The organism is Rhodoferax sp. GW822-FHT04A08 (genome assembly GCF_058801025.1).
In genome coordinates, this window is sequence record NZ_JBXAMW010000005.1 from 1 (window position 1) to 26,861 (window position 26,861).

Sequence of the window (26,861 nt, forward strand, 5' to 3'; positions counted from 1 at the left end):
GCGTCTTCTTCTGCGATCCCCAGAGCCCTTGGCAGCGAGGAAGCAACGAGAATATGAACGGCTTGTTGCGGCAATACTTCCCCAAAGGAGTCAATATCTCGGACTACTCACAGGCACAGCTCAATGCAGTCGCTAGAAAATTAAACGAGCGTCCCAGGAAAACTCTAAACTACGAAACACCTGCTGATCGATTCAGCCAACTTGTTGCATCGACCGGTTGAATCCGCCCCCTGCCGCTGACCTTCATCACTTTCGGACTGTTCTTGCTGGTCATCAATGCGCTGATGATCTTGCTGGTGTCAGCCTTGGTGAGGGGGTTTCAGGTGTCGAGCTTCTGGACGGCCTTCTTTGCCAGCATCTTTGTGTCTGTCATCAGCTTCGTGCTGGAAGTGTTCTTCCTGGGTAACGGCTCCGTGCATGAGATACGGATGCCGCATAGTGGGGTGTGGCTGTAGAAAACAGGCGGACTACTTCTGTAGTGGCAAACCCCAAGAGTGTCGGCAAGGCTAACGTAGTGATAAGGAAAGAGATGAGTGGCATTGACATCAGTTGGTATTGGAATTTCATGTTCAAGAAAATCCACTTCTCGCTGGTGTTCGCGCTCATCTTGCTATTTGGCAGCGTGCATGCTGAAGAAAAGCCCACGGAAATACATGACCGCATAGCATCATCAAATGCATTACACAAGCGGGTGGCGTTGACCTTGGATGCATGCTCCGGCAAGTTCGATGACGACTTAATTGAATTCCTGATCCGTAACCAGATCCCCGCGACACTGTTTGCAACAAAAAAGTGGCTGCTGGCCAATCCGGTAGGTGTTTCCATCATCAAAGCGCATTTGGACCTGTTTGACGTAGAAGACCATGGTGAAAATCACATTCCGGCGGTCATAGGTGTTGGCAGGAAGGTCTATGGCATCCCGGGTGAGCCTGATGTCTTGCACCTGAGGCGGGAGGTCTCGGAAGGGGCCAAAGCAATTACCGAGATGATTGGTGTACCTCCGCACTGGTACAGGGGGGCAACTGCGGAGTACGACTCGCGGGCAGTGACCGAGATAGAAAAGATGGGTTATGGGATAGCAGGGTTCTCGGTCAACGCTGATTCAGGAGCAACACTCAAGAGGCTGGCGATTGAAGAGCGGCTGAAGCAAGTCAAGGACGGTGATGTCATCATTGCACACATGAACAAGCCCGCCTCCGATTCAGCGGAAGGACTGTCAATGGGGCTGATCCACTTGCTCAAGACAGGTTTTGTATTCGTGCGATTGGATCAAGTCAATCTCACAGAGGTGCCGCTTCCAAATCGCTGACATATCGAGTAAATGCGATGTTATTTATGCCAGGATAACGATTGTTCACGTCCAGGTGATTGACGGCTTGATCGAAGGCATGGTGGTCCACGTCTGGATTGACTATGAACAACCCGCGTAGTCCAAAAGCTATTTCAACGTAGCCCTCTATGCGACCCGCCAAGACCTCGCGCAGTGAACTCGAAGTTTGTGCAAAGTGGGCACCCTCAACCATATTGATGGAATCTGCTTGCTTGAGTCCAGGAAAATACTTGCCGCTGTTCTTGTCAGTGCAACGATTCGTCCCCAATACTTAGGGAAGAATTTATAGCGACGCGCCTTTTTTGTCATTCGAAAATGCACGATTGAGTCTATGTGTTGCTGGCATCATTTCAGAATGGGAACGGAATCCTAAGTCTTGCGCCGGTAGTCATGCTGAGTCAGCGGCACAGAGATTGCCAGCGGCAATGCCATGGACCTAAAACAGCTCAACATCACCGATATTGGTAGTCGGTTCGATCAGCGCACCATTCGATACCAAGGCGCTATAGCTGCAAACTTGATTTCGGCCATGCTCCTTGGCGTAGTAAACGGCTTTATCGGCTCTTTCGATGGCACCGCTAGGAGAATCACCGGCTCGGATTTCCGTAAATCCGATACTTAAAGTGATAGTGCCCACCTGAGGAAAGGCATAGTGTTGGGCGGTTATTCGTAACCGATCCAGCAGCGTTGAGGTTTCAACCTCGCTATGACAGCGCACCAGCACCACGAATTCCTCTCCACCAAACCGATAGATCTGATCATGAAAGCGAAAGTGGGAGCGCATCATGCGGGCCAGTAGCAAAAGCACTTCGTCTCCAATAAGATGTCCGAAGTTGTCGTTCACGCGCTTGAAGTGATCGATGTCAATCATCGCCAACCAAAATGTTGCTGCCGTATGAATGTCACGCCGTTCAGTCTGAGGGTAATTTTTGTCTCTACCGCCGCTGCTTTTCTGTTCCAAGGTAGCGCGGAGAAATGCGCCGTCAAAAGTCTTGCGATTCAGCAAATCGGTCAAGGAGTCTCGCTCACCATAGTCCAGGAGTGCTGAAAAATTGCGATACAGCCTGAGAATTCCGCTTATCAGATCGCGTCTTTCTGTGGAAAGGGGCGCATCCGTGAGCAACTCCAATACACCGGCATTACCGGATGGGCTACCAAGGGGGAACACCACGACGTGTTCTTCACTGATGGACTCCTGAATTCCTTCCGCCATCGCCTTCTTCCGTAAAGGAAATTGCGACAGCAAGGGAAGTTGGTCAAAGGGCGTCCATACCGTGTCTCCAATTACACATGTCTTACCCGCCCATACCTGGGCGGATAGTCGCCACCGCTCCTTGCCCTGCTCCCCGATAGCGCGATAAATGCTTGCGCAGCGTGGGAGCAACAAATCACTGATTGTGTTGACCAGGGCAACGTCTAGCGCCCCCCGATCCCGCAAGGCTGTCAGGTCGGCAAGGTTATCGACGAGGTCGTACATTTGCGCAGGCTATTTTGCAGGTGCTTACTAAATCCTGGCATCCAAAAGACGGAGGGGCTGCGTTGACTGCTTCCCTGCAACCGTATTGAAAACCAGCTTATGTCTTGACGCTAACAACCAATGCAAGTTGGCTTATGCCCGTGAACATGATGGATAGATCGGTTATCTAGCATTGCCGCTGCCGCAATGCTCTCAGCGTCACCGTGCAGGCCTTGGACTGGATCTTCGTGCATCATGCTTTCCAACGAAATGGTTCTTCCCGTGAATCGGGAAAAACTTTATGTTTTTAGACGTCTTGCATTCTGACATAGGGCAAACGATAGCGATAGCCTTTGCATAGAGGCTTCGGACCTGGAGTCCCGGTTGACCACCATCTGCACAGTTATCTCAACATTCGGGCAAATGATTTTGCTGAATTGGGTCACATTCCCGTTTGTATCAAGAACAGGGACTCCATCGCCGGCCTTGTGGACTTTCCATTTGAAAGGCGTTCCATGAACCTTACATCAGCGCCTCGAGCAACGTCATGTCGTCCGGATAGGTACTGCGCTGAAAATCGGTCGCCAGCTTTTCAGCTACTGTGTAACTCAATATGGGGTACAGGATGGCATTCACTTTTTTGGAGCTGCCATCGGCGGATACGATGGCCGTGCCGTGTGTTGCCGCCCCAAGGTCACGCTTTGTTCAATGGTTGCGGCCTGGGTCTTGAACAGCCTTCAGTGTCTCAAACTCGACGTTGTAGAGTTCACCGCCAACACGTTCAACGCGTCGGATATATACGTCCTGCACGATGTCGCGCGTCTGGCCATTGATCAGTACCGGACCGCGAGGACTCTCAAACGTCTGACCTTTCATGGCATTGAGTAGGGCGTCGCCGGTTTCTCCCTTGGTTGATTTCAATGCATTGGCAATCACACGCATACCGTCGTACGCGGCAACGGCCATGTAGTTGGGCCTCTTACCGCCATTGGCCTTCTTGAACGACTCCACGAATTTCTTGTTGGCAGCAGACGGATGCATGGCAGAGTAGTGATGAGAGGTCACCACGCCCAATGCCACATCCCCCATTTCATTCAGGATGTCGTCCTCGGTCACGTCGCCCGTTGCAATGAGCCGAATGCCCGCCTTGTCGAGTCCGCGTTCGGAGAACTGTTTCATGAACAAGGAGCCAACGCCCGCAGGCAGGAAGACAAAAACCGCATCGGGCTTCTCATCGCGCACCTTTTGCAAGTACGGTGCGAAGTCGGGGTTTCGCAGCGGCACCCGGATGGCTGCCTTGATGGTGCCGCCGTTGAGCATGAAGCGCACCTTGAATGCACTTTCGGCGTCCAGTCCAGGACCATAGTCGCTGACCAGCGAGACCACGCTCTTGATGCCGTTCTTGGGTGCCCACTCGGCCACTCCGATTGTGACCTGGGGCAAGGTGAAGCTGCTGCGGATGAAGTAGGGTGAAGCATCGATCACGCTGGAGGTGGCGGCAACGAACACCACCGATGGCGTCTTGCTTTGCGTTGCAATCGGTGCCACCGACAGTGCTAGCGGCGTCAAAGAGAAGCCGCCCAGTACCTGGACCTTGTCGTTGACGATAAGCTCCTGGGCAATGCGCTTGGCCTGATCCGGCTGGCCGGCATCGTCCCGGATGACCAGCTCGATCTCCTTGCCGCCAAAGGTGTCACCGTTTTCACGCAGGAAGTGCCGCGCACCAGCTTCCAGCTGTTTGCCGGTGGAGGCAAAGGGCCCCGTCATGGTGAAGATCAGCCCGACCTTGACTGTGCCGGATTGCGCCCAGGTGGACAGGGGAGAGCTTGCCAAGGCCATGGCCCCGGCTGCACATGCTGTTTTCAATACCAGTCGTCTGTTTGTCATTTCAGCCTCGTACGCGCAGGATTGCGCTGAAGTAGTTGGTCAAAGCGTCGCGGGCCTGCAACGGCAGGATGTGACCCACATACTGGTCCGGGCGCACGATGACCATGCAACCCGCCGCGCGATCAATACCGCGGATCGTGAAAATGTCCTCGCCCAGCTTGGCGTCTACACAGAAGACCTTTTCGTAGTCGCAAAGCCCATAGCGGCCCACGCGCGGGCGCAGCAAGGAGGGCATGTCGCCGTAGTCCAGTGCGCGGAATTCCTGCTGGAAGACGGCGCGGGTGTCGATCACCGCATCCACGTCTTCTCCAGGTTTGGTATGCCGACGTACGGGGGAGGCCGGGTCGTTCTCCAGCCAGTTGCACAGTGCTGCAACAGTGCCCCCTGCTGTGCCTGCATCGCCTGCAGGCGCAAAAAGGAATAGATGGAAGCGCGCATCCGCTTCAATGCAGTGCCCCAGATGCATGGGCTTGGCGTCTGCCAGCCGAATCACGGGCGCCGAATGCAGGCGCTTGCCGATGTCGAAACCGGTGGCTAGGTGCTGATGCGTCGCAGCACCCGTCAGTGCGCTGGGTTCGTACTGGATGGTCAGGCCGCAGGTGAAGGGCAGGTTGTTGACAAACTCGCGCGCCACGCGAGGCAGACCTTCGTCCGTGATGTCTTCCTCGGACTTGGCACCAACAACGCGGGCCCATTTATGGTCGAACTCCACCAGACCCTTGGCCGCTGCACGACGCTCACCGGAGTAGCTATGCAGCAACGACGGATCCGCACGACCGGTCAATACGGAGATCAGTTTCCAGCCCATATTGAAGGTGTCACCCATGGACACATTCATGCCCTGGCCCGCCTTGGGGCTGTGGGTATGGCAGGCATCGCCGGCCAGCATCACGCGGGGTGAACGCGTGCGCACTTGGTCCTCAGGCACGTCGTCAAATTTATCGGTCAGGCGGTGGCCGATCTCGTAGATGGACGACCAAACCACCTCTTTCACGTCCAGCGTGAAGGGCGCCAGGATGCGCTGTGCCTTGGCAATGATGTCGTTGGCGCCCATGCCGCGGTCGGCTACGCGTTCGTTCTCGCCCAAGCGATCCATTTCGACATACAAGCGCACCAAGTGTCCACCCTCGCGTGGCAACACCATCAGAATGCCCTCGTCCTTGGAGCGTACAAAGGACTTCTTGCGCCAGTCCGGGAAGTTGGTAACGGCCAGCAGATCAATCACGCCCCAGGCCTGATGCGCTGCATCGCCGTGCAGTGCTCCGCCAATGGCATTGCGCACGTTCGAACGCGCGCCGTCGCAACCAATGACGTAATTGGCGCGTACTATGGCGGTCTGCCCTTCGCGACCGGGCGCTGTGTGTTCCAGCGTGACGGTGACGGGGAACTCTTGTGCGTTCGGGTCAATCTTCAGGTCCCGCACTTTCAGGCCATAGTCCGGCTCCAGTCGGGTGGGGGCGTTGCGCATGATGTCCATGAACATGTCATGCACCCGTGCCTGGTTGATCAGGATGTGGGGCATCTCGGATATGCCATCCGGCACGTCCTGCACACGGGCCACACGCCGGAGGTTGGCGTCCGTTCCGGGGTTCCAGAAGGTGGTCTCGTTGATCCAGACCGATTCGCGTTTGACCTTGTCGGCAAATCCAAAGGCTTGGAACATTTCCATGGTGCGCACGCTGATGCCATCGGCCTGGCCCTTTTCCATGGGCCCCAGTTTGGGCTCGACCAGCATGGTGTGGATCTGCGGGACCCGGGCAAGCTGGGCGGCTAGGCAGAGGCCGGCAGGTCCGGAGCCTGCGATCAATACATCCACCGTTTCCGGCAGTGGATCACCGGCGCGACGGTGGTCAGGGGCCGCCACCGAAACGTCGGGGTCCCCGGGAATGAATCCATTTGTGTGAAATTGCATGTTGTCTCCTGCGGTGCGTTTGTTGGGGCAAGCATTTATAGAATGTATAGATATCATATGCATACGTTCTATAATCGTCAAGTGGGTCATCAAAACCTGCAAAATGGCTCTGATTTGCGATAAACGGAGACGACGCATGGACGAGAGAGAGATGGCCGGGCACCTGATCCGGCGCCTGCACCAGCAGTCGATGCAGGTATTTCAGGCGCAGACCCAGGCTGCGGGCTTTGACCTGACCTCGGTGCAGTTTGCCGCGCTCAACGCGCTTGCCCGTGATCCTGGCATTGACCAGGCAAGTCTGGCCGCAACCATAGGATTCGACCGAGCCACCATAGGCGGCGTCATAGATCGTCTGGAGCGCAAAGGCTTGGTGCAGCGCGAGGTCAGCGCGCAAGACCGTCGTGCGCGTCAGCTGACACTTACCGCAGAAGGTGAAAGCATGCTGACCGCATGCAGGCCCGTGGTGAAAGCCTTGCAGACCGACATCCTGGCGCAGCTGTCACCCGCAGAGCGCGAAGCTTTCATGGCATTGGCGAAAAAGGCGCTGGGGCTGGCGTGAGCTGACGCCATAGCCACCGGATGCCGGGTCAGCGGTTGGATGTCGGCAGGCCAAGGGCCTGCCGCAGCAGGGGTTGTGAAATACCCAGTCCCAGCTGCACGGCGCGCTCCACCACCGGCAGTATGCGTCGCTGCAGCTTTTCTTCGTGGTTCTTGGCAATGTCGGCCAGGCGGTGTTCCAGAAATGGATTGAGCAAGCGATCCCTCAGCTCCACCAGATAGGACCGTGCCTGCAAGCCGCCGTCTTCGGCATCAAACACCGGCAACACTTCATCGGCCCAGACCGACTCCAGTGGATCACGCATCAAAGGGTCATGCATGGCTTGCAGCACCGTTTCGTCGGCCGGGCGCGATAGGGACAGCCAGCGGTCCGCCAGAAAGGTGTGGGCGAGGTTGAGCAGCCACAGTTTGCGTTGTTCGAACTGTGGCAGATCTTCGGTCAACACCATGGCCGGATGCCGGCATGGCAGTACCAGGCCGGGTTGCAATTCAATAGCCCACAGGGCATAAGGCTCGGTCACGGCGCCTGCCGGCTCCAGGGGCGATGACACGATGCGGTCCACCAACGAGTTCACCCACACACATTGCGCCTGCAGGTAGTGCACAAAGGCCGGTTCGGTTCCCCACTGGCGTGCGACGCTGACCACGATGTTGCGCAGCGTATCTCCATTGCGGCTCACCAGTTCACAGGGAAGAATGGTCAAGGGGGCAGCGGGCAGCGTGCGCCAGCGGTGGTACAGCAATGCCAGCAGCTTGGCCGGAAAGCTGCGGGGCGTCACGTTGCGCACCTGCAAAAGTTCAGCGTTGTCCGCGTCATTGAGAACATAGCCTGCGTCCGCCGTGTTCGAAACGATGACTTGCACCGAAGTTGCCATGGCCTCCAGTAGCTGCGACCAATCACGATCGGCGTGCCAGACGGTTTGCACCGAATCGACTTCCACGGTTGTTTCGACCGGCCGGCCACCTTGCATGCCTCGGACCTCCACCCGATAACCCTGTGACAGGGCCGCAGCTCGCGCGCTGCTCTGTGGACTGGCCGTGCTCTGGACCACCGTAACGCGCCCCAGCGCCTGCCCTTGCCGCAATGCCTCGGCGACAAACAGGTCCACATGGGCCTGCAAAAAACGGCCGGTGCCGAACTGCAGAATGGGATGGGCTGCCGCCATCTGCTGGCTCAGCATTCAATCAGTGCCTTCACCACGCCCATGGCGGGATCCAGCAGCGTGGAGAAGTTCGCTGGCACATCGGCCAGCGCCATGCGGTGCGTGTTCAGCGCAGCAGTCGGTATCTGACCGGCGCGCATGGCAGTCAGGACGGTTTCAAAGTCTTCCATCGTGGCGTTGCGGCTGCCCAGCAGGGTTGCCTCGCGTTTGTGAAATTCCGGGTCCGAAAAAGTGATGTTGTCCCGCACCACCGAAACCATCACATATTTGCCACCATGCGCGACGAACTGGAAGCCGCGTTCCATGGCACGCGCGTTGCCGGTTGCATCCAGAACGACGTCGTAGAACTCGCCATGGGTCAAGGCACTAAGTTCCTGTACATCGTTGGGGCCGATGAGTACACCAGCTGCGGCCCCCAGATGTTTCCTGCAGAAGTCCACCCGATCGGGGCGTGTATCCAGAGCCGTCACGATGCCGCCGCGCAGATGCGCAAACAGGGCAGCGGCCATGCCAATCGGACCGGTGCCCACCACCAGCACTCTTTGTCCGTGCTGGATATCGGCCCTGCGCACGCCGTGTGCGCCTATGGACAGGAACTCCACCATGGCGGCCTGATCCAGTGTCACGCCCTCGGCCTTGTGCACGAAAGGTGCGGGAACGCTCAGGTATTCGGTGAAAGCCCCATCACGATGGACCCCCAATACCTGGATGTTGACGCAGCAATTGGTTTTGCCCTGGCGGCATGCCACGCAGGTTCCGCAGGAGAGATAGGGCATGACGTAGACCACGTCTGCGCGTTGCAGAAAGCTGCCTTGCGGTGCCTCTTCTACCGTGCCGGAAATCTCGTGACCCATCACGCGCGGGTAAGCCAGATAGGGCTGGTTGCCACTGAAGATGTGCAAATCGGTCCCGCAGACACCGACGCGGCGTATGCGCAGCAAAACGTCGTTGGATGCACGCGTGGGTATGGCGCTTTCAACGGCGCGCAGTACGCCTGGTGTTTCACAAATAACTGTCAGCATAAATTTCCTTGTGTGGGGTTGTTCGATGCGGCCTGCGCAGGGTCTTCTCGTTACATAGGGACCGGTGCGGCCGGGTCGAGCAGACCGCGCTCGCGCAGGAATCGCCACAGCTCCGCTGGAATGGCGTATTCAAACCACTCCACATTCATGAGAAGCTGGGCGGCGGTACGTGTTCCTGTGACGCAGGAAACCACGGCGGGATGCGCCATGGGAAACTGCAGCGCCGCGGCTTGCAGCGGAACCCCCCATTCGCTACAGACACTCTCGAGCGCGCGCACTTTGGTCACGACCGCAGTCGGCGCTTCTGCATAGTTGAATTTGGCGTTGCCGGCCAGAATGCCGGAGTTGAACGGCCCGGCGATGACGATGGCGTTGCCGCGACGTACGCACTCGTCCAGAAAAGGGTTGAGGCAGGTTTGCTCCAACAGCGTGTAGCGTCCTGCCAGCATGGTGCAGTCGAGGTCGAACTCGCGCATGCTGTCCATCACGACCTGCCATTCGTTGACACCCAGTCCCACGGCCTTGACCATGCCTGCGCTGCGCAGCTCGTCCAATGCCTTGAAACCGCCGCCCTGGGTGAGTTGCTGCCAATAGTGCGTATGCAGGTCGCCGTGCGTATCGCGGCCGATGTCATGCACATACAGGATGTCGATGTGCGCCAGCCCCAGGCGCTGCTGGCTGTCCTCAAAGGAGCGCATGACGCCCGAGTAGCTGTAGTCGTACTGTGGGCGAAACGGATAAGGATTGGCCCAACCGCCGTCACCCGGTGCCACGCTGGCATCGGGCCGCATCAGCCGGCCCACCTTGGTGCTCACCACGTACTCAGCACGGGGCACTTCGGCCAGTTGCGTGCCCAGGCGGTGTTCGGAGCGGGTGTAGCCGTAGAAGGGTGCCGTATCAAAGTAGCGCACACCGGCAGCCCATGCGCTGGCGAACACGTCCTCCACTTCGCGGGCGCTGGTTGCGCGGTACAGACCACCCATTTGCGAACAGCCTAGCGCCAAGGCTGTCAACTGAAGGTCCACGCGGAATAGTTTTCGGAGATCGATGCTTTTCATAGGGCTGCCCCCGACGCCAGTGCGTCGGGGCGTTCATGGAAGATGAAGGAGGAGGTTCAGTACAGAACGTTCTTGGCCGCAGCGCTGTCGATGTTCTTCTTGTTGACCATCAGCACACCGGTGTCGCGGAAGGCGGGAACCTTCTTGCCTTCGGTGATTTCCACCACGGTCTTCACACCCAGGTTGCCCATCTCAAATGCGCTTTGTACGGCGATGGCTTCAATGGTTCCATCCCGCACGAAGCCTTGCAGGTCAGAGTTGCCATCAAAGCCGATGGCAACCACCTTGCCAGCCTTGCCAGCCTGGGCCAGTGCGCGGCCCATGCCAATGGCAGTGGGCTCGTTCGCGCCAAAGATGCCCTTGAGGTCAGGGTTGGCTGCCAGCACGTCGGTGGTTTGGTTCAGCGCGGTTCCCATCTGCGAGTTGGAATAGAAGGGGCCCACGATCTGCAGTTTGGAGTGCGCCTTTACATAGTCGATGAACCCACCAACGCGGCCAATCTCGGAGCCCGAACCTGCGGTGTAGGACATGACGGCAATCTTTCCGGTGGTGCCGATCTTGTCGATCAGGGTCTTGGCGGACATTTCACCCGCGGCCTTGTTGTCCGTGGCCAGGAACGACTGGTAGTAGGCCTTGCCGGCGTCCGATGCTGCCGAGTCGATCAGCACCACGGGGATCTTGGCCTCCCATGCCTTCTTCATGGCGGGAATCAGTGCATCCGGATCGGAAGGTGCCAGCACGATGCCTGCCACCTTGCGGTTCACCGCGTTTTCCACCAAAGCCACCTGACCAGCAAGGTCGGTGTCGGACGCTGCCCCCTGGAAGGTGGCGGTGTAGCCCTTGAGTCCGCTCACTGCGGCATTGGAGCCCTTCTTCACGTTTTGCCAGAAGTCGGAGTTGGTCGTCTTGACGATGACGGCGATTTCCTTGTCGGCCGCAAAGGCCATGTTCGATGCAGCCACCAAGGTGGTAGCAATCAGGGTGCTCAGCAGTTTTTTCATGTCGTTCCTCTTTATCGATGGGTTGTTTCAATGTCCCGGTAAGCCCTGCCGGTAGGGATCACTTGCGATGGCGCATCTGGTCAATCCACACTGTCAGCAGGATGACCAGGCCAATCAGAATTTGTTGAGTGAAGGCGGACACGCCGCCCATGTTCAGGCCGTTGCGCAAAATGCCGATCACGAAGGCGCCTATGATGGTTCCGGAGATCGTTCCCACGCCGCCTGTGAGCGATGTGCCACCGATGACGGCGGATGCGATGGCATCGAGTTCGTACATCAACCCCTCACTGGGTTGCGCAGTCACCAGGCGCGACATCAGCACGCAGCCCGTCATGCCGGCGAGCAGGCCCGAGAACACATAGGCAAACAAGGTGACACGTTGCACCTTCACCCCGGACAGGCGCGCTGCTTCCAGGTTGGAGCCAATGGCGTACAGGTGCCGGCCCAGCGTGGCGCGGTTCAGCAACACAGATACTGCGATGGCCAGCACCACCATCAGCAGCACCGGATACGGGATGCCCACAAACACCACATCCGGGAAACCATCGGCACCAATCTTCACCACGCGCCACAGGGAGCCGTTACCCAGTTCGGCAAAGCTGTCGCCCAGCCCGCCCACGGCCTTGGCATCGGTGATTTGCAGTGCCACGCCGCGGGCAACCAGCATCATGCCCAGCGTGGCGATGAAAGGTGGCAGCTTGAGTACCGTCACGCACAGGCCGTTGATCAGGCCGCAGAGGGCGCCCACCAGCAGACCCGCCAGCATGGCCAGTGGCACCGGGGCTCCTGCCTTGGTGGCCATGGCGGCGATGACGCCGGCCAGCGCCAGAATGGCTCCCACCGACAGGTCAATGCCGCCAGTGATGATGACGCAGGTCGCACCGATGCCCAGGTAGGCGATGGACGTCACCTGAAGGGCAATGGTCATGCCGTTGCCCACGGAGAAGAAGGCATTGCTGGTGAAAGAGAAGATCACGATCAAGCCCAGCAGGCTGGCAAGCGCGGCAAATTTCTGTAGCAGGTCTTTCTGGTGTTCGGTCATGGGGCAGTCGGGGGAGAAGGTGTTTCAGGAAAGGTGTGCGGCCTTGCGACCGGAGGCGTAGTGCATGACTTCCTCCTGGCTGGTCTCGCGGGTGTTCAATGTGGTGACAAGGTGGCCTTCGTGGAATACGGCAATGCGGTCGGTCATGCCCATGATTTCCGGCAACTCGGAACTGATCATCACCACGCCTATGCCTTGTGCAGCAAGCTGGTCCAGCAGTTGGTAGATCGCGTACTTGGCACCCACGTCAATGCCGCGTGTCGGTTCGTCGAAGAACAGGATGCGCGACTCCCGGAAGAGCCACTTGCTGATCACCAGCTTTTGCTGGTTGCCCCCTGACAGCAGACGCACGGTCTGGCGCGTGCTGGGTGTGCGTATGCCCAGTGCTTCGATGTAATGCGCTGCAGCAGCCTGCTCCTTGTCGAAGCGAATCATTCCTGCACGGTTGGAGACGGCCTCCATATGTGCCAGGGTGATGTTTTGCGCCACGTTCATCTTGACGGCCAGACCGTCGTGTTTGCGGTCTTCCGACAGATAGGCCAAGCCTTGGCGCACCGCATCCACTGGCGAGCGTATGGTCAGTCGCTTGCCCAGAAGATGCACTTCGCCGGCGTCTATGGGATCTGCGCCAAAAATCGCGCGCGCCACTTCGGTCCGCCCCGCACCCATCAGGCCGGCAAAGCCCAGGATTTCGCCCCGGTGCAAGTTGAAGCCGATGTCATGGAAAGCACCTTTGCGGCTGAGCCCCTTCACCTGAAAGATCACCTCGGCCTGGGGCTGGCTGGTGCGCTTGGGAAACACATCGTCCAGCGAACGCCCCACCATCTTGGCCACGATCTTTTCAACGCTGGTGTCGCAGAAGCGGTCGGTGGACACATAGCGCCCGTCACGCAACACGCTCACGCGGTCGACGATATGCGCCAGCTCATCGAGGCGGTGCGAGATATAGACGATGCCTACTCCCGCTCGCTTGAGCTCGTGGATGATGGCAAACAGCTGGCTGGTTTCGGAGTCGGTCAGCGACGAGGTCGGCTCGTCCATGATCAGCACCCGGGCGTCGAGCGACAGGGCCTTGGCGATTTCCACCATCTGCTGCTGCGCGACCGACAGCGTGTGCACGATGGCATCCGGCGAAATGTCGACGCCCAGGCGGTCCAGGCATTGCTGGGCATCCTTGCGCAGCCGGACCTTGTCGATCAGCCAGGCCTTGCGTGGCTCGCGCGCCAGGTAGATGTTCTCTGCCACCGACAGGTGGGGCACCAGATTGAGCTCCTGGTGGATGATGGCAATGCCAGCGGCTTCGGACTGCGCGGTGGAATCGAAATGGCACACCTGTCCCAGGTATTCCAGTCGCCCGGCATCTGGCCGGTACTGGCCACTGATCACCTTCATCAACGTGGATTTGCCGGCACCGTTTTCGCCACAGACGGCATGCACCTCGCCGCGCAGCACCTCAAAGCTCACCCCGTCGAGCGCGAGCACACCGGGGAACCGTTTGGTGATGCCGTCCAGTCGCAACAAGGGAGCCGATGCATCGCCGCTGGCCGGGCTCTGGGCATGAACGTTGACGGACACTGGTTGCGGCAATTGCAGACTCCTGGAGGCGGTAATGCGGGAAAGGGAAAGGTGGCTGCCTGGGTTCAAAATGGGTAAGGCCACCCGACCTAACGAGTCGTATTTGGCCTTACCAATTGACGAATTGGCATGGGTGTTTACCCTGGGTTTTGGGCTGAATGGCGGATTTCCGGCCGCGGCAGAGCCTCCCGGGGGTGCGGGTGTCATGCAAGCGTGTGGGATTTCCCGGCTGCTGCCGGGCAAGAGGAATTAGCTCAGGACCATTCGCGCCGGTTGTTTTCCACCCAGCGCTGCTCGGAGGCCTGCAGGTGCGCGCGCACCGCGGTCTGGGCGGCCAGGACGTCGCGGTTTTCGAGTGCGCGCAGGATGGCTTCGTGCTCCTGCAGTGCAGTTGCCCAGGTCTGTCCTGATTCGGAGTGGGCGCTCAGGCGGGCTGTGATGGGGCTGTGGCGCTCATCGAAGAGTTCGCCCACCAGCCGCTCCAGCACCGTGTTGCCGGACATGGCTGCAATGGTCTGGTGAAACTGGCGGTCATAGGCTAGGGGGGAGCGGTTCTGCGCCATGGCCGACAGCATGTTGTCCAGGGTTTGCCGCAGCGTAGCCAGTGCTGCCGGTGTGGCTTTGGCGCAGGCCATTTGCACCACTGTTCCCTCGATCGCGGCACGTGCCTGCATCAGTTCGATGGGGCTTTCCCCCATGGCGGCCTGTGCCTGTGGTTTGCGCTGGGTGACGCTGCAGACATATACGCCGGCCCCCATGCGCACTTCCACGCAGCCTTCGATTTCCAGTGCAATCAAGGCCTCGCGCACGGAAGGGCGTGATACGCCCAGTTGCTGGGCCAGCTCACGCTCGGGCGGCAGGCGCGCGCCGACGGCGTAGTTGCCCTTGTCTATCAGGGTTCTGATCTGGTCGGCAATTTGCTGATACAGCCGACGGTTGTCGACTTGTTTCAATTGATCCAGCATGCTCACTCCTAGGCGTTGTCTGGCAGTTTAAGTCACCGGTTGGATTCGCTCTGCGATTTGACACGCGGGGTCAGGCCAATTTATCATCAATCAAACTGGCCTGACCAATTTGAGTATATTCGGGCTTGCCTCATCCGACCGGAGACTTCCCCATGACCATACAAGTGCCTGCGCTGATCCAGCTCAGCGATCTGGACAACGTGGCCGTTGCGCGCAGCCGCATCGAAGCCGGGCAAACCGTTGCAAGCGCCGCGAGCCGCGTTCTGGCAGTGGATGCCATAGATGCGGGCCACAAGATCGCGCTGCAGACCATCGGTACCGGAGAACCGGTGCGCAAGTACGGACAAATCATCGGGCTTGCCACGCGCGCGATCGGTGCTGGCGAGCATGTTCACGTCCACAACGTGGGCATGGTGGCTTCGCGCGCGCAGCATGGAGCGGGAGCGGATTACCGGGCCACGCCCATCACCCTTGATGGGGCAACGTTTGAGGGCATTGTGCGCCCTGATGGCCGTGTGGCAACGCGCAACTTCCTGGGCATTGTTGCCAGCGTCAATTGCTCGGCCACGGTGTGCCAGCGCATCGCACAGCATTTCACGCCGCAGGTGTTGCGGGACTATCCGAACGTGGATGGTGTGGTGGCGATCACCCATGGCCAGGGCTGCGGCATGGCCAGCAAGGGCGAGAGCATGGACGTGTTGCGTCGCACCCTGCGGGGCTATGCCGACCAGCCCAACTTTGCCGGTGTGTTGGTCATCGGCCTGGGTTGCGAGGTGAACCAGGTCGCCGGCATTGTGGACGGTCTGGCCCCACGTGGGCCAGGCCTGCTGGCCACATTGAAGATCCAGGAGGCTGGCGGAACACGAGAAGCCATCGCGGCAGGAATTGACGCACTCACTGCCATGCTGCCCATGGCCAATCAGGCAGAGCGCACAACCGTCAGTGCCAGCCATCTGGTGGTAGGTTTGCAGTGCGGTGGCTCTGACGGTTACTCCGGCATCAGCGCCAACCCGGTGCTGGGCGCTGCGGTGGACCTGCTGGTGCGCCATGGCGGCACGGCCATTCTGTCGGAGACGCCGGAAATCTACGGCGCCGAACACCTGCTCACAGCGCGTGCTGCGTCCCAGGCCGTGGCCGATCAGCTGCTGGCGCGGCTGCAATGGTGGGAGACCTATACCTCGACCCATGGCGCCGACATGAACAACAATCCGTCGCCCGGAAACAAGGTCGGCGGCATCACGACCATATTGGAAAAGTCCCTGGGTGCGGTGGCCAAGGCAGGCAGCACCGGACTGATGGCGGTATACGAATATGCGCAACCGGTGCGCACGCACGGGCTGGTCTTCATGGATACCCCGGGCTACGACCCGGTCTCCGCCACCGGCCAAGTCGCGGGCGGCGCCACCCTGATCTGCTTTACCACCGGGCGTGGTTCCACCTATGGCTGCAAGCCGACCCCTTCACTCAAGCTTGCCACCCGCTCCGCGCTGTTCCAGCGCATGCGCCTCGACATGGACTTCGATGCGGGCACCGTGGTGGAAGGCAGCCAGACCATCGCCGAGGCAGGGCAGGCCTTGTTTGAACTCATGCTGGCAACCGCTTCCGGACAGCAAAGCAGCAGCGAGCGCAATGGCCTGGGGGACAACGAGTTCGTTCCCTGGCAGCTCGGAGCGGTCATGTGAGTACCATGGTGGAGTTTCTTCAACCACCTGTTCCCATGCAAGCTCTAGACGTACTCACCGTGGGTGAGGCCATGGCACTGTTCTCAGCGTGTACCACCGGGCCGCTGCCAGAAGTCGAGCAATTCAACCGTTCCGTCGCAGGTGCGGAGCTCAATGTGGCTATTGGCCTGAGCCGCCTGGGGCTGCGTGTCGGGTACGTCAGCCGCGTCGGCAACGACATGCTGGGTGAGTACCTGCTGTCGGCCATGGCGCGCGAAGGTGTGGATTGCCGCTATGTACAGCTGGACCGCCTGCACCCCACCGGCCTCATGTTCAAGTCGCTGGAGGAGTCCGGCAAGGATCCCAGTACCCAGTACTTCCGCAAAGGCTCAGCGGCCAGTCACATGGGGCAGGGGGACATGCCCCCGGATGCATTCCAGACGGTTCGGCATTTGCACATCACCGGCATCAGTCCAGCACTTTCCGGCAGTGTGCGCGAGCTGGTGGAACACATGGTGCGTCAGGCGCGTGCGACCGGGGTTGCCATTTCGTTCGACCCGAATCTGCGCCCCAAGTTATGGGAGAGCGAATCCGTGATGGTGCGCACCCTCAACGCGCTGGCTGCCCAATGCGACCTGGTCATGCCGGGGCTGGCGGAAGGCCGGCTTCTGACCGGACTCGACACGCCACAGGACATTGCCACTTACTACCTGGATCGGGGCGCCAGACAGGTCGTGATCAAGTGCGGACCGGCGGGGGCTTATTACGCCAGTGCCTCGGCACAGGGAATGGTGAGCGGATTCCTGGTGCCGCAGGTGGTGGACACCGTGGGGGCGGGTGATGGCTTTGCCGTCGGTGTCATCAGCGCGCTGCTGGATGGCCTCACTCTTGCAGAGGCCGCCTTGCGCGGGAACGCTATCGGCGCCCGCGTGGTCCAGTTTCCCGGTGACAACGACGGACTGCCTACGCGGGCTGAGCTGGAGATTGCAATGCATGCACCACGTACGGGCGAAGTTGAAAGCGGTCCGCGCATGGAGGTCAGTCGAGCAAAGGCTTGAGCAGCATCCATGCAGCTGTGGCCAGCAGCATCCAGGCAAAGGCCAATCGCATGCGCCGCTCGGGCAAGCGGTGGGCCACCGCGACACCGGCAGATACCGTAAACAGTCCGCCAATGGCCATGGGAAGCCCCATGGACCAGGCCACCCGGTGCGCGCCGCTGTAGGTCAGCAGGGCAATGATGGAGCTCGGTGCCACCAGAGCCAGCGAGAGGCTTTGCGCGACCGTCTGGCGCTGACCAAACCAGCCATTGAATATCGGCGTAGCCACCAGCCCACCACCGATGCCCAGCAGCCCCATGCTGCTGCCGCCCACAATTCCGACCAGGGGCAGGTAACGCAAGTCGCGTGGTTTGTTCTCCCCGGGGGCGGCGGTGGCATGGGTTCCGACCAGCATGCGCAGAGATAGCAACAGCAGGAATATGCTGAAGATGGTGCGCATGAGGTCGGTGGGCAAGCGGGTAGCCATGTGTGCAACCAGCCAGGTGGTGATGCAGGCCAGCAGACCGATCTGCAGTGCGGTCTTCCAGGCGACCGGATGGCGCTGGCTGTAACGCAGCCAGGCAATCAGCAGGTTGGGCACCATCAGGACCAGGGCCGTGCCTTGGGCCACCGCCTGGTCCAGTCCAAAGCCCAGCACCAGCATCGGAATGCAGATGATGCCGCCACCAATGCCAAACAGGCCACCAAAGAAACCCAGAGCTGCGCCCAGGCTCAGCATCATCAGAAGTTCAGGCAGGGAAATGGCGGGCATGCAGGTGTGATGAAAAGACGGTAGGTCAATGCTATTGCTAGCAGCCAATAGCATCAATGGCATCACAAGTAATTCATTCGGTAATAATTTGCACGAATGAAAGACTCTCCAGACCTGCAGTTCTTCTCCATCCTGGCGCGCCAACCCAGTTTGGCCGCCGCCTCATTGGAGCTGGGTGTAACGCCGCCGGCCGTGAGCCGCAGACTGGCCCAGCTGGAGAAAAGACTGGGCGTGCGCCTCTTGAACCGGACCACCCGCCGTTTGAGCCTGACGGCCGAGGGCGAGCGCTACCTGGAAGAAGGCGGGCGCATCCTGCGCGAAATCGAAAGCCTGGAGCGCACCCTGGCGGCGGGGTCCGACGTGCCCCATGGGCTGTTGAGGATCAACGCTACCTTCGGTTTTGGACGGCGCCATCTGTCGCCAGTGATTGAGGCGTTCAGGCGGCTGTATCCGTCGGTGGAGATCGTTCTGGAGCTGACGGACCGATCCCTGGATCTGGCAGCCCACGCCATGGATATCGGCATCCATTTCGGCGCACCACCGGACCGGCGCATCCTTGCGCGCAAGCTTGCGCCCAACCGGCGCTTTCTATGCGCTGCGCCCACCTATCTGCAGGGCCGCAAGGCTCCGACCGTGCCGCGCGATCTGCATGCCCATGAGTGCATCGTCATCCGTGAGAGCAGCACCGCTTTCAACAACTGGCATTTGTCGGACGGGCAACACCAGGAGATGGTGAAGGTGTACGGCGGTCTGAGCACCAACTTTGGCGAGATCGCCGTGGAATGGGCGTTGGCCGGACACGGCATTGTGTTGCGCTCAGAATGGGATGTCGCACCGTATCTGCGTTCGGGGCAACTGCAGCGTGTGTTGCCCGCGTGGGAAGGACTGTCTTCGGACATCTATGCCATCTATCCCCAGAGGCATCACCTGTCTTCGAAGGTAAGGGTGTTTTTGGATTTTTTGGCCGCAAGGTTTGCAGAGCAGCGTGAACCCAAGGCCCACAACGCCGACGTCTGGTGACAGTCGGGGAGAAACGGCATCATGGACTTGAAACTCGAATCAAAACGCGCACTTGTCACGGGGGGCAGCCGTGGCATCGGCAAGGCGGTGGCGCGCGCACTGGCTGCCGAAGGTGTTGACGTGGCCTTGCTTGCGCGCGACCCGCAGCGTCTTGCGGCTGCAGCGACCGAACTGTCCGCGGCCAGCGGTCGTCGGGTGATCGGCGTGGCGGCCGACACCGGTGATCTGCAGGCCGTGCGGCGCGCTGTGGCCGAAGCCGAGGAAAAGCTGGGTGGTGGCATCGATATTCTGGTCAATGCCGCGGCTGAACCGGCTGGCTATGCGCCACCGCCGCCACTCGCAGACATCACCAGCGACTTCTTTCACCAGCAACTGGACATCAAGGTCATGGGCTACCTGCGCACGGCCCAGGCAGTGGCACCTGGCATGAAGGCGCGCGGCTGGGGTCGCATCGTCAACGTCAGCGGGCTGGCTGCGCGTTCCACCGGCAATGCCGTGGGCAGCATCCGCAACGTGGGCGTTTCGGCTCTGACGAAAAACTTGGCCGATGAGCTGGGGCCACATGGCATCAATGTGACGGCGGTGCACCCGGGTGTGACCGTCACTGAGCGCACCGCGGACATGGTGGCGCACCATGCGCAACGCCGCGGTGTGGACAAGGTGGTGGTTCAGGCGGAGCTGGATGCGGGCAACAGTACCGGGCGTGTGGTTACTGCAGAAGAGGTGGCGGACGTGGTTGTGTTTCTTGCTTCACCCAGGTCTCGCGCAATCAATGGCGATGCGGTTGCGGTGGGAGGCGGTGCTCCGCGCGCGATCCACTACTGAGGTACGGGGCGGATGGTGGCGTTAGGCGCTCTCGACGAGTTCGACGACGGCACGTACCAGAGATTGGGAGTTGTCGGAGAAGGAGTACAGCCGCTCCAGGTCGTAATAGTGCGCGAAATTTTTGCCCCATTCTGCAAACTCCTCCAACGCGGCGTTCTGGTTGGGTGACATGCGTCGATTCTGGAAATCGACGTAGACCAGGTTGTCATGCACTGATTCCATTGGGTTACTCCTTCATGTTGTCCCGAAGGATGCCGCCTGCGCGTGAGCAGGGCGAGCAGTGTTACGCGTGATTTACAAAACCCACTCCTTTGCCCCACGTCAAGTTTGCCCTGATTGCCGTTGGTCAAGTCTTGCGCCCACGATTACCATGTAAGCATGGGAAGAGGAAAAACGAAGGAGAGACCATGATGGAAGACTATGACCTGAATGCCCTGCTGCGCGTGGTCGTTGACCGCAAAGCTTCCGACCTCTTCCTGACCACGGGTGCGCCGCCCCAGATCAAGGTGGATGGCCGCGTGCAGGCGCTGCCTGTACCTAAGCTGCTGCCCGGTCAGGTGCAGGCGCTGGCGTACTCGGCCATGGAGCCGCAGACCATTGCGGATTTTGAACGCACGCTGGAATGCAATATTGCCTACGCGCCACAAGGCGTTGGGCGTTTCCGTATCAATGTCTACCGTCAGCGCAGGGAAGTTGGTCTGGTGGCGCGTCTGGTGCAAAGCCATATTCCCGATTTCAATGCCTTGGGACTGCCGGAGATCGTGGGTGAGCTTGCGCTATTGCCGCGCGGACTGGTGCTCATCATCGGTGCGGCTGGCTCCGGCAAGACAACGACATTGGCATCCATGGTGGAATACCGCGCCAACCGACAGAGCGGGCACATCCTGACGGTGGAGGATCCGATTGAATACCTGTTCAACCATGGCGCTTCCACAGTGGACCAGCGCGAAGTGGGCGTGGACACGCACAGCTTTTCCGACGCGCTGCGCAACGCCATGCGTCAGGCGCCCGACATGATCATGATTGGTGAGATCCGCGATCAGGAGACCATGCAACATGCCGTTGCCTATGCGGAAACCGGTCACCTGTGCGTGTCCACCCTGCATGCCAGCAATGCCAGCCAGGCTATCAAACGCATACTCAATTTCTTTCCGGAGTCGGCGCACAAGCAACTGCTGATGGACCTGTCACTCAATCTACAGGCCGTGGTGGCGCAGCGTCTGCTGCCAGGACAGGGAGGCGGCCAGGCACTTGCCACCGAAGTGCTGCTGCAGTCCGCCCATGTGGCCTCGCTGATACAGCGTGGCGCGATCGATGAGCTGCGGCTGACGCTGGAGAAGGCGACCATCGCAGGAACCCATACCTTCGATCAGTCACTGTTCGAACAAGTGCAACGCGGCCGCATTGCCCCCGAAGTGGCGCTGGCCAACGCCGACTCACGTACCGATCTGGGATTGCGTATGCGTCTGCGCCGTTGATTGAAGGAACAAAAACCATGGCTATCCGGAATCTGTCGCGCTCGGAACTGCGTTTGCGCATTCCCGTGGCGGCATTGCACTTTGCTGACACCTCGGAGCTGGTGCAGCAGCCCTTACCCTGGATCGGCCAGGACCGAGCGGAGCGGGCCGCACGCTTTGGGTTGGGGCTGGAGCACCCGGGCTACAACCTGTTTGTGCTGGGCGAGGTGGGAAGCGGACGTTCGTCACTGCTTCTGCAAAGCATGCAGTCGGTGGCCGAGACCCGGTCGGTTCCGCCGGACCTGTGCTACCTGCACAACTTCGATATGCCAGAGCATCCGCGTGCCCTGCGCATGCCGCCCGGGCAGGGAAGGCAGTTGCGTCAGCTCATGCAGGCGCTCGCACGCACGCTACAGACGGAAATACCACTGCGCCTCTCCAGTGAGGATTTCAAGGCCGAGCAGGAGCGCATACGCAATGCCTACAAGGTGGAAGAGGCTAAGGCCTATGCCGAGCTCGACGCCTTTGCCGAGGCCAGGCACTTCACCTTGTTCCGTGAATCGGGGCATCTGGTTTTCACCCTGATTGGCGACAAAGGGCGCGCTCTGACTGAGGCGGAGGCACGTGCCCTGCCCAAGGAGCAGCGCTCCGAAATAGACCAGGCAGAGCAGCAGCTGCGCGAGGAAATCACGCGCTTCATGGAGAAGATGCGGCCGCTGGAGCGTGTCATGAACGAGGCGCTGGCTTCCCTGTGCCGCCAGAGCGTCAAGCCCTTGCTGGACCATGAGCTGCAGGAAATCCGCATCAGCTTGAAGAAGCAGATCAAGGATTCGGTCAAGTTGGGAGCCTATCTGGACCAGGTGCTGCACGATGTGCTGGAGAACGTGCAACTCTTCACGCCCTTAGATGATGAGGAAGCCGAGTTGGCGCGGCGTGAAGCACTGGTGCAGCAGATGGCACGCTATGCCATCAACGTGGTGGTGGACAACGCGGGGCGCACCGGGGCACCGGTCATATCCGAGCAGAACCCGGTGTTCCGCGCCCTGTTCGGCAGTATCGAATACCAGGTGGAAGAAGACGTGCTGATGACCGACTTCTCCCGCATCCGCGCCGGCAGCCTGCTCAAGGCGCATGGCGGCTTTCTCATGCTGCATCTGCGGGACTTGCTGGCCGACGAGTTGGTCTGGGAGAAGCTGCGTCGCTACCTGCGCAGCGGTCGGGTGCAGATCGAAGAGCCCGGCACCGGCGCCATGCCCATGGCGGCCATGTCGCTGGAACCTGAAGCGGTGGATGCTGACGTCAAGATCGTGCTGATCGGGTCGGTAGAGCAGTACTACGCCGTGCAGGAAGCGGACCCGGAATTTGCCCGCCACTTTCGTGTCAAGGTGGACTTCGCTGAGAGCTTTCTGGCCAATGACGAAACATGGACGGGCACCGCCGTGTTTGTGGCCCACACTTGCCGCAAATGGGGACTGCCGCACTTCTCGCGCGAGGCCGTTGCGCGGCTGCTGGAGGAGACGCATCGCCAGGTGGATGACCAGACACGCCAAAGCGCCATATTTGACCGTACCGAGACCCTGGTGGTGGAGAGTGCCGCCAGGCGCCGTGCCCGCGCCCAGGGAGAGGGAAGCCTGCTGGTGGACCGTGTGGATGTGGAGCAGGCCCTGGTGGCCCGGCGTCTGCGCCACGACTACCCGGAGCAGCGCCTGCAGCAAGCGATTGCCGAAGGCGATCAACTGATTTCGGTGCAGGGCACGCGCGTGGGCCAGGTCAATGGCCTGACGCAAATCGATCTGGGTGACTGGCGCTTCGGGCTGCCGGTTCGCATATCCGCGCGCACGCACGCGGGCCATGGCGGTGTGCTCAACATCGAGCGCGAGGTATCCATGTCAGGCCCCATTCACGACAAGGGTGTGCTCATTCTGCAAAGCTATCTGACGTCGTTGTTTGCGCACAGGGCGCCACTGGCACTGAGCGCGTCCATCGTGTTCGAGCAGGAATACCAGGGCGTGGAAGGCGACTCCGCTTCGTGTGCCGAGCTGTTTGCATTGCTGTCCTCTCTTTCGGGTGTGGCGCTGCAACAAGGCATTGCGGTGACCGGCGCGCTCAATCAGCACGGCGACGTGCTGCCGGTAGGCGGCATCAACGAGAAGATCGAAGGCTGGTTCCGCGTCTGCGCAAACCAGGGCCTGGATGGTCACCAGGGCGTGCTGATACCGGAACGCAACCTGCGCCACCTCATGCTCGACGACCAGGTGTTGGACGCGGTGGAGCGGGGGCAATTTCACATCCATACCGCCAGCCATGTCTTGGACGGTTTGGCGTTGTTGAGTGGACAGCCCTCCGTGCTGTCAGAAGGCCCCACGGATGGCTTTGCCGAAGGGGGGCTGCTGGAGCGTGCCGAAGCCAACCTGCAGGCCTTCCGTCGTGCCTGCCGCCTGTCGCCGCGCGGCAGATAGGGCGCGCTCGACTTCCTTCTGGGACTCCGTTTCGTGCATATTTGATCCATCTCAATCAAACACCAATCCCGACTTGAGAATTGAATCCTGCGACCTAAATTTGTCAGTGGGGGCCGTGGCCATTGTGGCTGCGGTGTCGTAGCAACAAGTTTTTTCAAAGGAGCACAACCATGAGCGCACTCATCAACCGGGGCAATCTGTTCGACGATTTCTTCCGCGATATTGGACCCAGTTACTACGTCAGGCCATTGCACGGAGATCCTTTGCCCTCTCCTGCACAGATCAAGGTGGATATCAAGGAGACTCCGGAGGCATACACCGTTCACGCGGAAGTTCCTGGCGTTGCCAAGGAAGATATCCATGTGGTTCTGGATGGCAACACGGTGACCCTGAGTGCCGAAGTCAAGCAGCAGGACAGCACCACCAAGGACGAAAAAGTGCTGCGTAGCGAGCGGTATTTCGGTGCCGTTTCGCGCAGCTTCCAGTTGCCCGTGGACATTGACCGGGATGCCTCCAAGGCCAAGTTCGAGAACGGCGTTCTGACGCTGACACTGGCCAAGAAGAGGGCTGGCGGCGGCACGCACCGCCTGAGCATCGACTAGTGGCCACGCGTCCCGTCTCATGAATGAAAAAATCCGCCGTCTGCTTGATCAGATGAGCGCGCTGGAGGAAGACCTGCGCCGGGAGGTGCAGGCGCAGGAAGCCAACGCGCTGTACCAGATCAAGGGTCGGCGGATTGAGTTTGAGGAGTCCGTGCGCCAGGCACATCTCAAGCTCAAGACCGGCTTCTTTCATTGGCTGGTGACCTATAGGCCGCAGAACCTGATCACCGGACCCATCATCTACAGCATGATCTTTCCGATGCTGCTGCTGGATGTGTGTGTGAGCTTCTACCAGGCGACCTGTTTTCCCATCTATGGCATCGTCAAGGTACGTCGCGGCGACTACATGGTTTTTGACCGGCAGCAGCTTGGCTATCTGAACTTCATTGAGAAGTTCCATTGCACCTATTGCGCCTATGGCAACGGCCTGATGGCTTATGTAACAGAGATAGTCGGCAGGACCGAAGAGTATTTCTGCCCCATCAAGCATGCGCGCAAGATGCTGGGTGCCCACTCACGCTACGCACGCTTTCTGCGCTATGGCGAAGCGGATGACTATGAGGCCAGACTGGAGCAGTTCCGCGTCGGCCTGGGTGATATCAAGCAAGTGGAGTCCGCAGCTGCGCAAGCGTCTGACACAGGTCACTCACCCGGTTCCTGAGAGCCCTGGCTGACCGCATCGCCATCGTGGGGCTTCAAGGCCCAGAAGGAAAGGGATGAGCCGATGGTGACGGCGCCCAGGGTCAGGAATGCGTGGTGCAGTGCGCTGGTCACGGCCAGCCTGTCGGTCTGGGGAATGTCTCCCAGATACCAGCCCGTCACCAGTGAACCGCAGGCCAGTCCGAAGCTCATGGACAGCTGCTGCATGGAGCTGCCCATGGTGCTGGCCATGCTGGAGTCCTTGGCTTCGATATCCGCATAGGCCATGGAGTTCATGCTGGTGAACTGCAGCGAATTGAAGAAGCCTTGTGTAAGGCTCAGGCACACGATGTGCCACAGAGGTGTGGAGGACCCCACCAGGGAAAAAAGCGAGACGGTCAGGCCGATCAGCACGGTGTTGACGACCAGGACCTTGCGATAGCCAAAGCGGCCCAGCACGCGGGACGCAACCAGCTTCATGCCCATGGCCGCCGCCGCTGCGGGCATCATCAGCAGACCCGATTCCCACGAGGTAAGTCCAATGCCCACCTGGTAGAGCAGGGGCAGCAGGAAAGGCATTCCGCCCAGACCCAGGCGCGTGACAAAACCACCCAGTACGGAAATTCGGAAGGTACGCACCTTGAACAGCGTCAGGCGCAACAGTGGAAAGGCGGTCTGACTGGCGTGAACACCATAGGCCAGCAGCAGACTGACAGCAATCACCAGCAGCACCGTGGCCGAAGTACTGTCGATGCGATGCTCACCAAACACCTCCAGCAACCACGACAGCAAGGCTGTGCCCGAGCTGAACAGCACCAGCCCGACCAGATCCAGCGGATGCTGCGTGTCGCTGCGGTAATCGGGCATGTAGCGGTATATCAGCCACTGCGCAGCCAAACCCACCGGCACGTTGACGAAGAAGATGTCGCGCCAGGACAGCCAGTGCACGATCACGCCGCCTACGGTCGGGCCCAGCAAGGGGCCGATGAGCGCGGGAATGACGACAAAATTCATGGCCACCAGCAGTTCGGACTTGGCAAAGGTCCGGATGATGGTCAGCCGCCCCACGGGCACCATCATGGATGCGCCAATGCCTTGCAGGATGCGTGCACCCACCAGCATGGGTACGTTGACCGACAGGCCGCAGAGCACCGACGAAAGGGTGAACAGCGCCACGGCCCAGGCAAATACGCGGCGGGTGCCGAACCGGTCTGCCATCCATCCGCTGATGGGAATGCCTACGGCCAGACTCAGGATGTAACTGGCCACCACGCCCTTGAGGCTCAATGGAGTCACGTTCAGGCTTGCGGCCATGGAGGGGACCGCCGTGTTGACGATGGTGGAGTCCAGCTGCTCCATGAATAACGCTGTTGCCACCACCCAGGGTAAGTAGCGTTTGACGGTGGTTTGCTCCATGCTG

At 59.9% G+C, this 26,861-nt stretch carries 25 protein-coding genes; 12 read left to right on the plus strand and 13 right to left on the minus strand.

What is annotated here, in order from left to right; genetic code table 11:
• From AC1RMF_RS11590 to AC1RMF_RS11600, 3 genes are all read left to right on the plus strand, one after another.
• On the plus strand, positions 1–221 hold a 221-nt coding region (locus AC1RMF_RS11590; protein ID WP_493141580.1), incomplete at its 5' end, for an IS30 family transposase.
• 15 nt (positions 222–236) lie between these two features.
• The gene (locus AC1RMF_RS11595) at positions 237–455 is read left to right on the plus strand and encodes a phage holin family protein (RefSeq protein WP_493141975.1); all 219 of its coding nucleotides are present in this window, start codon (positions 237–239) and stop codon (positions 453–455) included.
• A 74-nt stretch (positions 456–529) separates the two neighbouring features.
• A complete protein-coding gene (locus AC1RMF_RS11600; protein ID WP_493141581.1) occupies positions 530–1,309 on the plus strand; it encodes a polysaccharide deacetylase family protein in 780 nt (259 codons plus the stop codon).
• Between the two features lie 457 nt (positions 1,310–1,766).
• Here the strand turns inward: AC1RMF_RS11600 and AC1RMF_RS11605 are convergent, their stop codons facing one another.
• From AC1RMF_RS11605 to AC1RMF_RS11615, 3 genes are all read right to left on the minus strand, one after another.
• The gene (locus AC1RMF_RS11605; protein WP_493141583.1) at positions 1,767–2,807 is read right to left on the minus strand and encodes a GGDEF domain-containing protein; all 1,041 of its coding nucleotides are present in this window, start codon (positions 2,805–2,807) and stop codon (positions 1,767–1,769) included.
• 684 nt (positions 2,808–3,491) lie between these two features.
• Positions 3,492–4,673 (minus strand): ABC transporter substrate-binding protein, encoded by a 1,182-nt coding sequence (locus tag AC1RMF_RS11610; RefSeq protein ID WP_493141585.1) that lies wholly within the window; start codon positions 4,671–4,673, stop codon positions 3,492–3,494.
• Position 4,674: 1 nt separating this feature from the next.
• A complete protein-coding gene (locus tag AC1RMF_RS11615) occupies positions 4,675–6,585 on the minus strand; it encodes an FAD-dependent monooxygenase (RefSeq protein WP_493141586.1) in 1,911 nt (636 codons plus the stop codon).
• A gap of 136 nt (positions 6,586–6,721) precedes the next feature.
• On the opposite strand from AC1RMF_RS11615, the gene AC1RMF_RS11620 reads away from it, so the two are divergent.
• Positions 6,722–7,144, plus strand: a complete 423-nt coding sequence (locus AC1RMF_RS11620; RefSeq protein ID WP_493141587.1) for a MarR family winged helix-turn-helix transcriptional regulator — start codon at positions 6,722–6,724, stop codon at positions 7,142–7,144.
• 28 nt (positions 7,145–7,172) lie between these two features.
• Here the strand turns inward: AC1RMF_RS11620 and AC1RMF_RS11625 are convergent, their stop codons facing one another.
• The 7 genes from AC1RMF_RS11625 to AC1RMF_RS11655 form a co-directional block, all read right to left on the minus strand.
• Positions 7,173–8,324: a mannitol dehydrogenase family protein gene (locus tag AC1RMF_RS11625; protein ID WP_493141589.1), complete on the minus strand. Its 1,152-nt coding sequence runs from the start codon at positions 8,322–8,324 to the stop codon at positions 7,173–7,175.
• Positions 8,318–9,328 carry a zinc-binding alcohol dehydrogenase family protein gene (locus tag AC1RMF_RS11630; protein WP_342620502.1) on the minus strand — a complete coding sequence of 337 codons (1,011 nt, stop codon included), beginning with the start codon at positions 9,326–9,328 and terminating at the stop codon, positions 8,318–8,320. Before AC1RMF_RS11630 ends, AC1RMF_RS11625 begins: the two co-directional genes overlap by 7 nt.
• Before the next feature lie 50 nt (positions 9,329–9,378).
• Positions 9,379–10,386, minus strand: a complete 1,008-nt coding sequence (locus AC1RMF_RS11635; RefSeq protein WP_493141590.1) for an aldo/keto reductase — start codon at positions 10,384–10,386, stop codon at positions 9,379–9,381.
• 56 nt (positions 10,387–10,442) lie between these two features.
• A complete protein-coding gene (locus AC1RMF_RS11640) occupies positions 10,443–11,387 on the minus strand; it encodes an ABC transporter substrate-binding protein (RefSeq protein WP_342620504.1) in 945 nt (314 codons plus the stop codon).
• Between the two features lie 58 nt (positions 11,388–11,445).
• Positions 11,446–12,429 carry an ABC transporter permease gene (locus AC1RMF_RS11645; RefSeq protein WP_342620505.1) on the minus strand — a complete coding sequence of 328 codons (984 nt, stop codon included), beginning with the start codon at positions 12,427–12,429 and terminating at the stop codon, positions 11,446–11,448.
• Between the two features lie 24 nt (positions 12,430–12,453).
• Positions 12,454–14,004 carry a sugar ABC transporter ATP-binding protein gene (locus tag AC1RMF_RS11650; protein WP_493141592.1) on the minus strand — a complete coding sequence of 517 codons (1,551 nt, stop codon included), beginning with the start codon at positions 14,002–14,004 and terminating at the stop codon, positions 12,454–12,456.
• 254 nt (positions 14,005–14,258) lie between these two features.
• Complete coding sequence (locus AC1RMF_RS11655) at positions 14,259–14,969, minus strand: FadR/GntR family transcriptional regulator (RefSeq protein ID WP_493141594.1); 711 nt, start codon at positions 14,967–14,969, stop codon at positions 14,259–14,261.
• Between the two features lie 152 nt (positions 14,970–15,121).
• Here AC1RMF_RS11655 and AC1RMF_RS11660 point away from each other — a divergent pair, with 152 nt between their 5' ends.
• Together AC1RMF_RS11660 and AC1RMF_RS11665 are read left to right on the plus strand one after the other, a co-directional pair.
• Complete coding sequence (locus AC1RMF_RS11660) at positions 15,122–16,651, plus strand: UxaA family hydrolase (RefSeq protein ID WP_493141596.1); 1,530 nt, start codon at positions 15,122–15,124, stop codon at positions 16,649–16,651.
• Positions 16,652–16,686: 35 nt separating this feature from the next.
• Positions 16,687–17,688 carry a sugar kinase gene (locus AC1RMF_RS11665; protein WP_493141597.1) on the plus strand — a complete coding sequence of 334 codons (1,002 nt, stop codon included), beginning with the start codon at positions 16,687–16,689 and terminating at the stop codon, positions 17,686–17,688.
• On the opposite strand, the gene AC1RMF_RS11670 is transcribed toward AC1RMF_RS11665, so the two are convergent.
• Positions 17,669–18,439: a sulfite exporter TauE/SafE family protein gene (locus AC1RMF_RS11670; protein ID WP_493141598.1), complete on the minus strand. Its 771-nt coding sequence runs from the start codon at positions 18,437–18,439 to the stop codon at positions 17,669–17,671. The genes AC1RMF_RS11665 and AC1RMF_RS11670 overlap by 20 nt on opposite strands.
• Before the next feature lie 96 nt (positions 18,440–18,535).
• Between AC1RMF_RS11670 and AC1RMF_RS11675 the strand changes: the two genes are divergently transcribed.
• Together AC1RMF_RS11675 and AC1RMF_RS11680 are read left to right on the plus strand one after the other, a co-directional pair.
• Complete coding sequence (locus tag AC1RMF_RS11675; RefSeq protein ID WP_493141599.1) at positions 18,536–19,459, plus strand: LysR family transcriptional regulator; 924 nt, start codon at positions 18,536–18,538, stop codon at positions 19,457–19,459.
• 21 nt (positions 19,460–19,480) lie between these two features.
• Positions 19,481–20,284: an SDR family NAD(P)-dependent oxidoreductase gene (locus tag AC1RMF_RS11680; RefSeq protein WP_342620511.1), complete on the plus strand. Its 804-nt coding sequence runs from the start codon at positions 19,481–19,483 to the stop codon at positions 20,282–20,284.
• A gap of 21 nt (positions 20,285–20,305) precedes the next feature.
• Here the strand turns inward: AC1RMF_RS11680 and AC1RMF_RS11685 are convergent, their stop codons facing one another.
• Entirely contained in the window at positions 20,306–20,506 is a 201-nt protein-coding gene (locus tag AC1RMF_RS11685) for a hypothetical protein (protein WP_342620512.1), read from the minus strand.
• 185 nt (positions 20,507–20,691) lie between these two features.
• Between AC1RMF_RS11685 and AC1RMF_RS11690 the strand changes: the two genes are divergently transcribed.
• The 4 genes from AC1RMF_RS11690 to AC1RMF_RS11705 all read left to right on the plus strand — a co-directional run bounded on the left by AC1RMF_RS11690 (position 20,692) and on the right by AC1RMF_RS11705 (position 25,463).
• Positions 20,692–21,762 (plus strand): PilT/PilU family type 4a pilus ATPase, encoded by a 1,071-nt coding sequence (locus tag AC1RMF_RS11690; protein WP_493141601.1) that lies wholly within the window; start codon positions 20,692–20,694, stop codon positions 21,760–21,762.
• Between the two features lie 17 nt (positions 21,763–21,779).
• Positions 21,780–24,200 carry a Lon protease family protein gene (locus tag AC1RMF_RS11695; RefSeq protein ID WP_493141603.1) on the plus strand — a complete coding sequence of 807 codons (2,421 nt, stop codon included), beginning with the start codon at positions 21,780–21,782 and terminating at the stop codon, positions 24,198–24,200.
• A gap of 170 nt (positions 24,201–24,370) precedes the next feature.
• Positions 24,371–24,802: an Hsp20/alpha crystallin family protein gene (locus AC1RMF_RS11700; RefSeq protein WP_342620515.1), complete on the plus strand. Its 432-nt coding sequence runs from the start codon at positions 24,371–24,373 to the stop codon at positions 24,800–24,802.
• 19 nt (positions 24,803–24,821) lie between these two features.
• Entirely contained in the window at positions 24,822–25,463 is a 642-nt protein-coding gene (locus AC1RMF_RS11705; protein ID WP_493141605.1) for a hypothetical protein, read from the plus strand.
• On the opposite strand, the gene AC1RMF_RS11710 is transcribed toward AC1RMF_RS11705, so the two are convergent.
• Positions 25,445–26,857 carry a DHA2 family efflux MFS transporter permease subunit gene (locus tag AC1RMF_RS11710; protein WP_493141606.1) on the minus strand — a complete coding sequence of 471 codons (1,413 nt, stop codon included), beginning with the start codon at positions 26,855–26,857 and terminating at the stop codon, positions 25,445–25,447. The genes AC1RMF_RS11705 and AC1RMF_RS11710 overlap by 19 nt on opposite strands.
• Positions 26,858–26,861 lie beyond the last annotated feature (4 nt).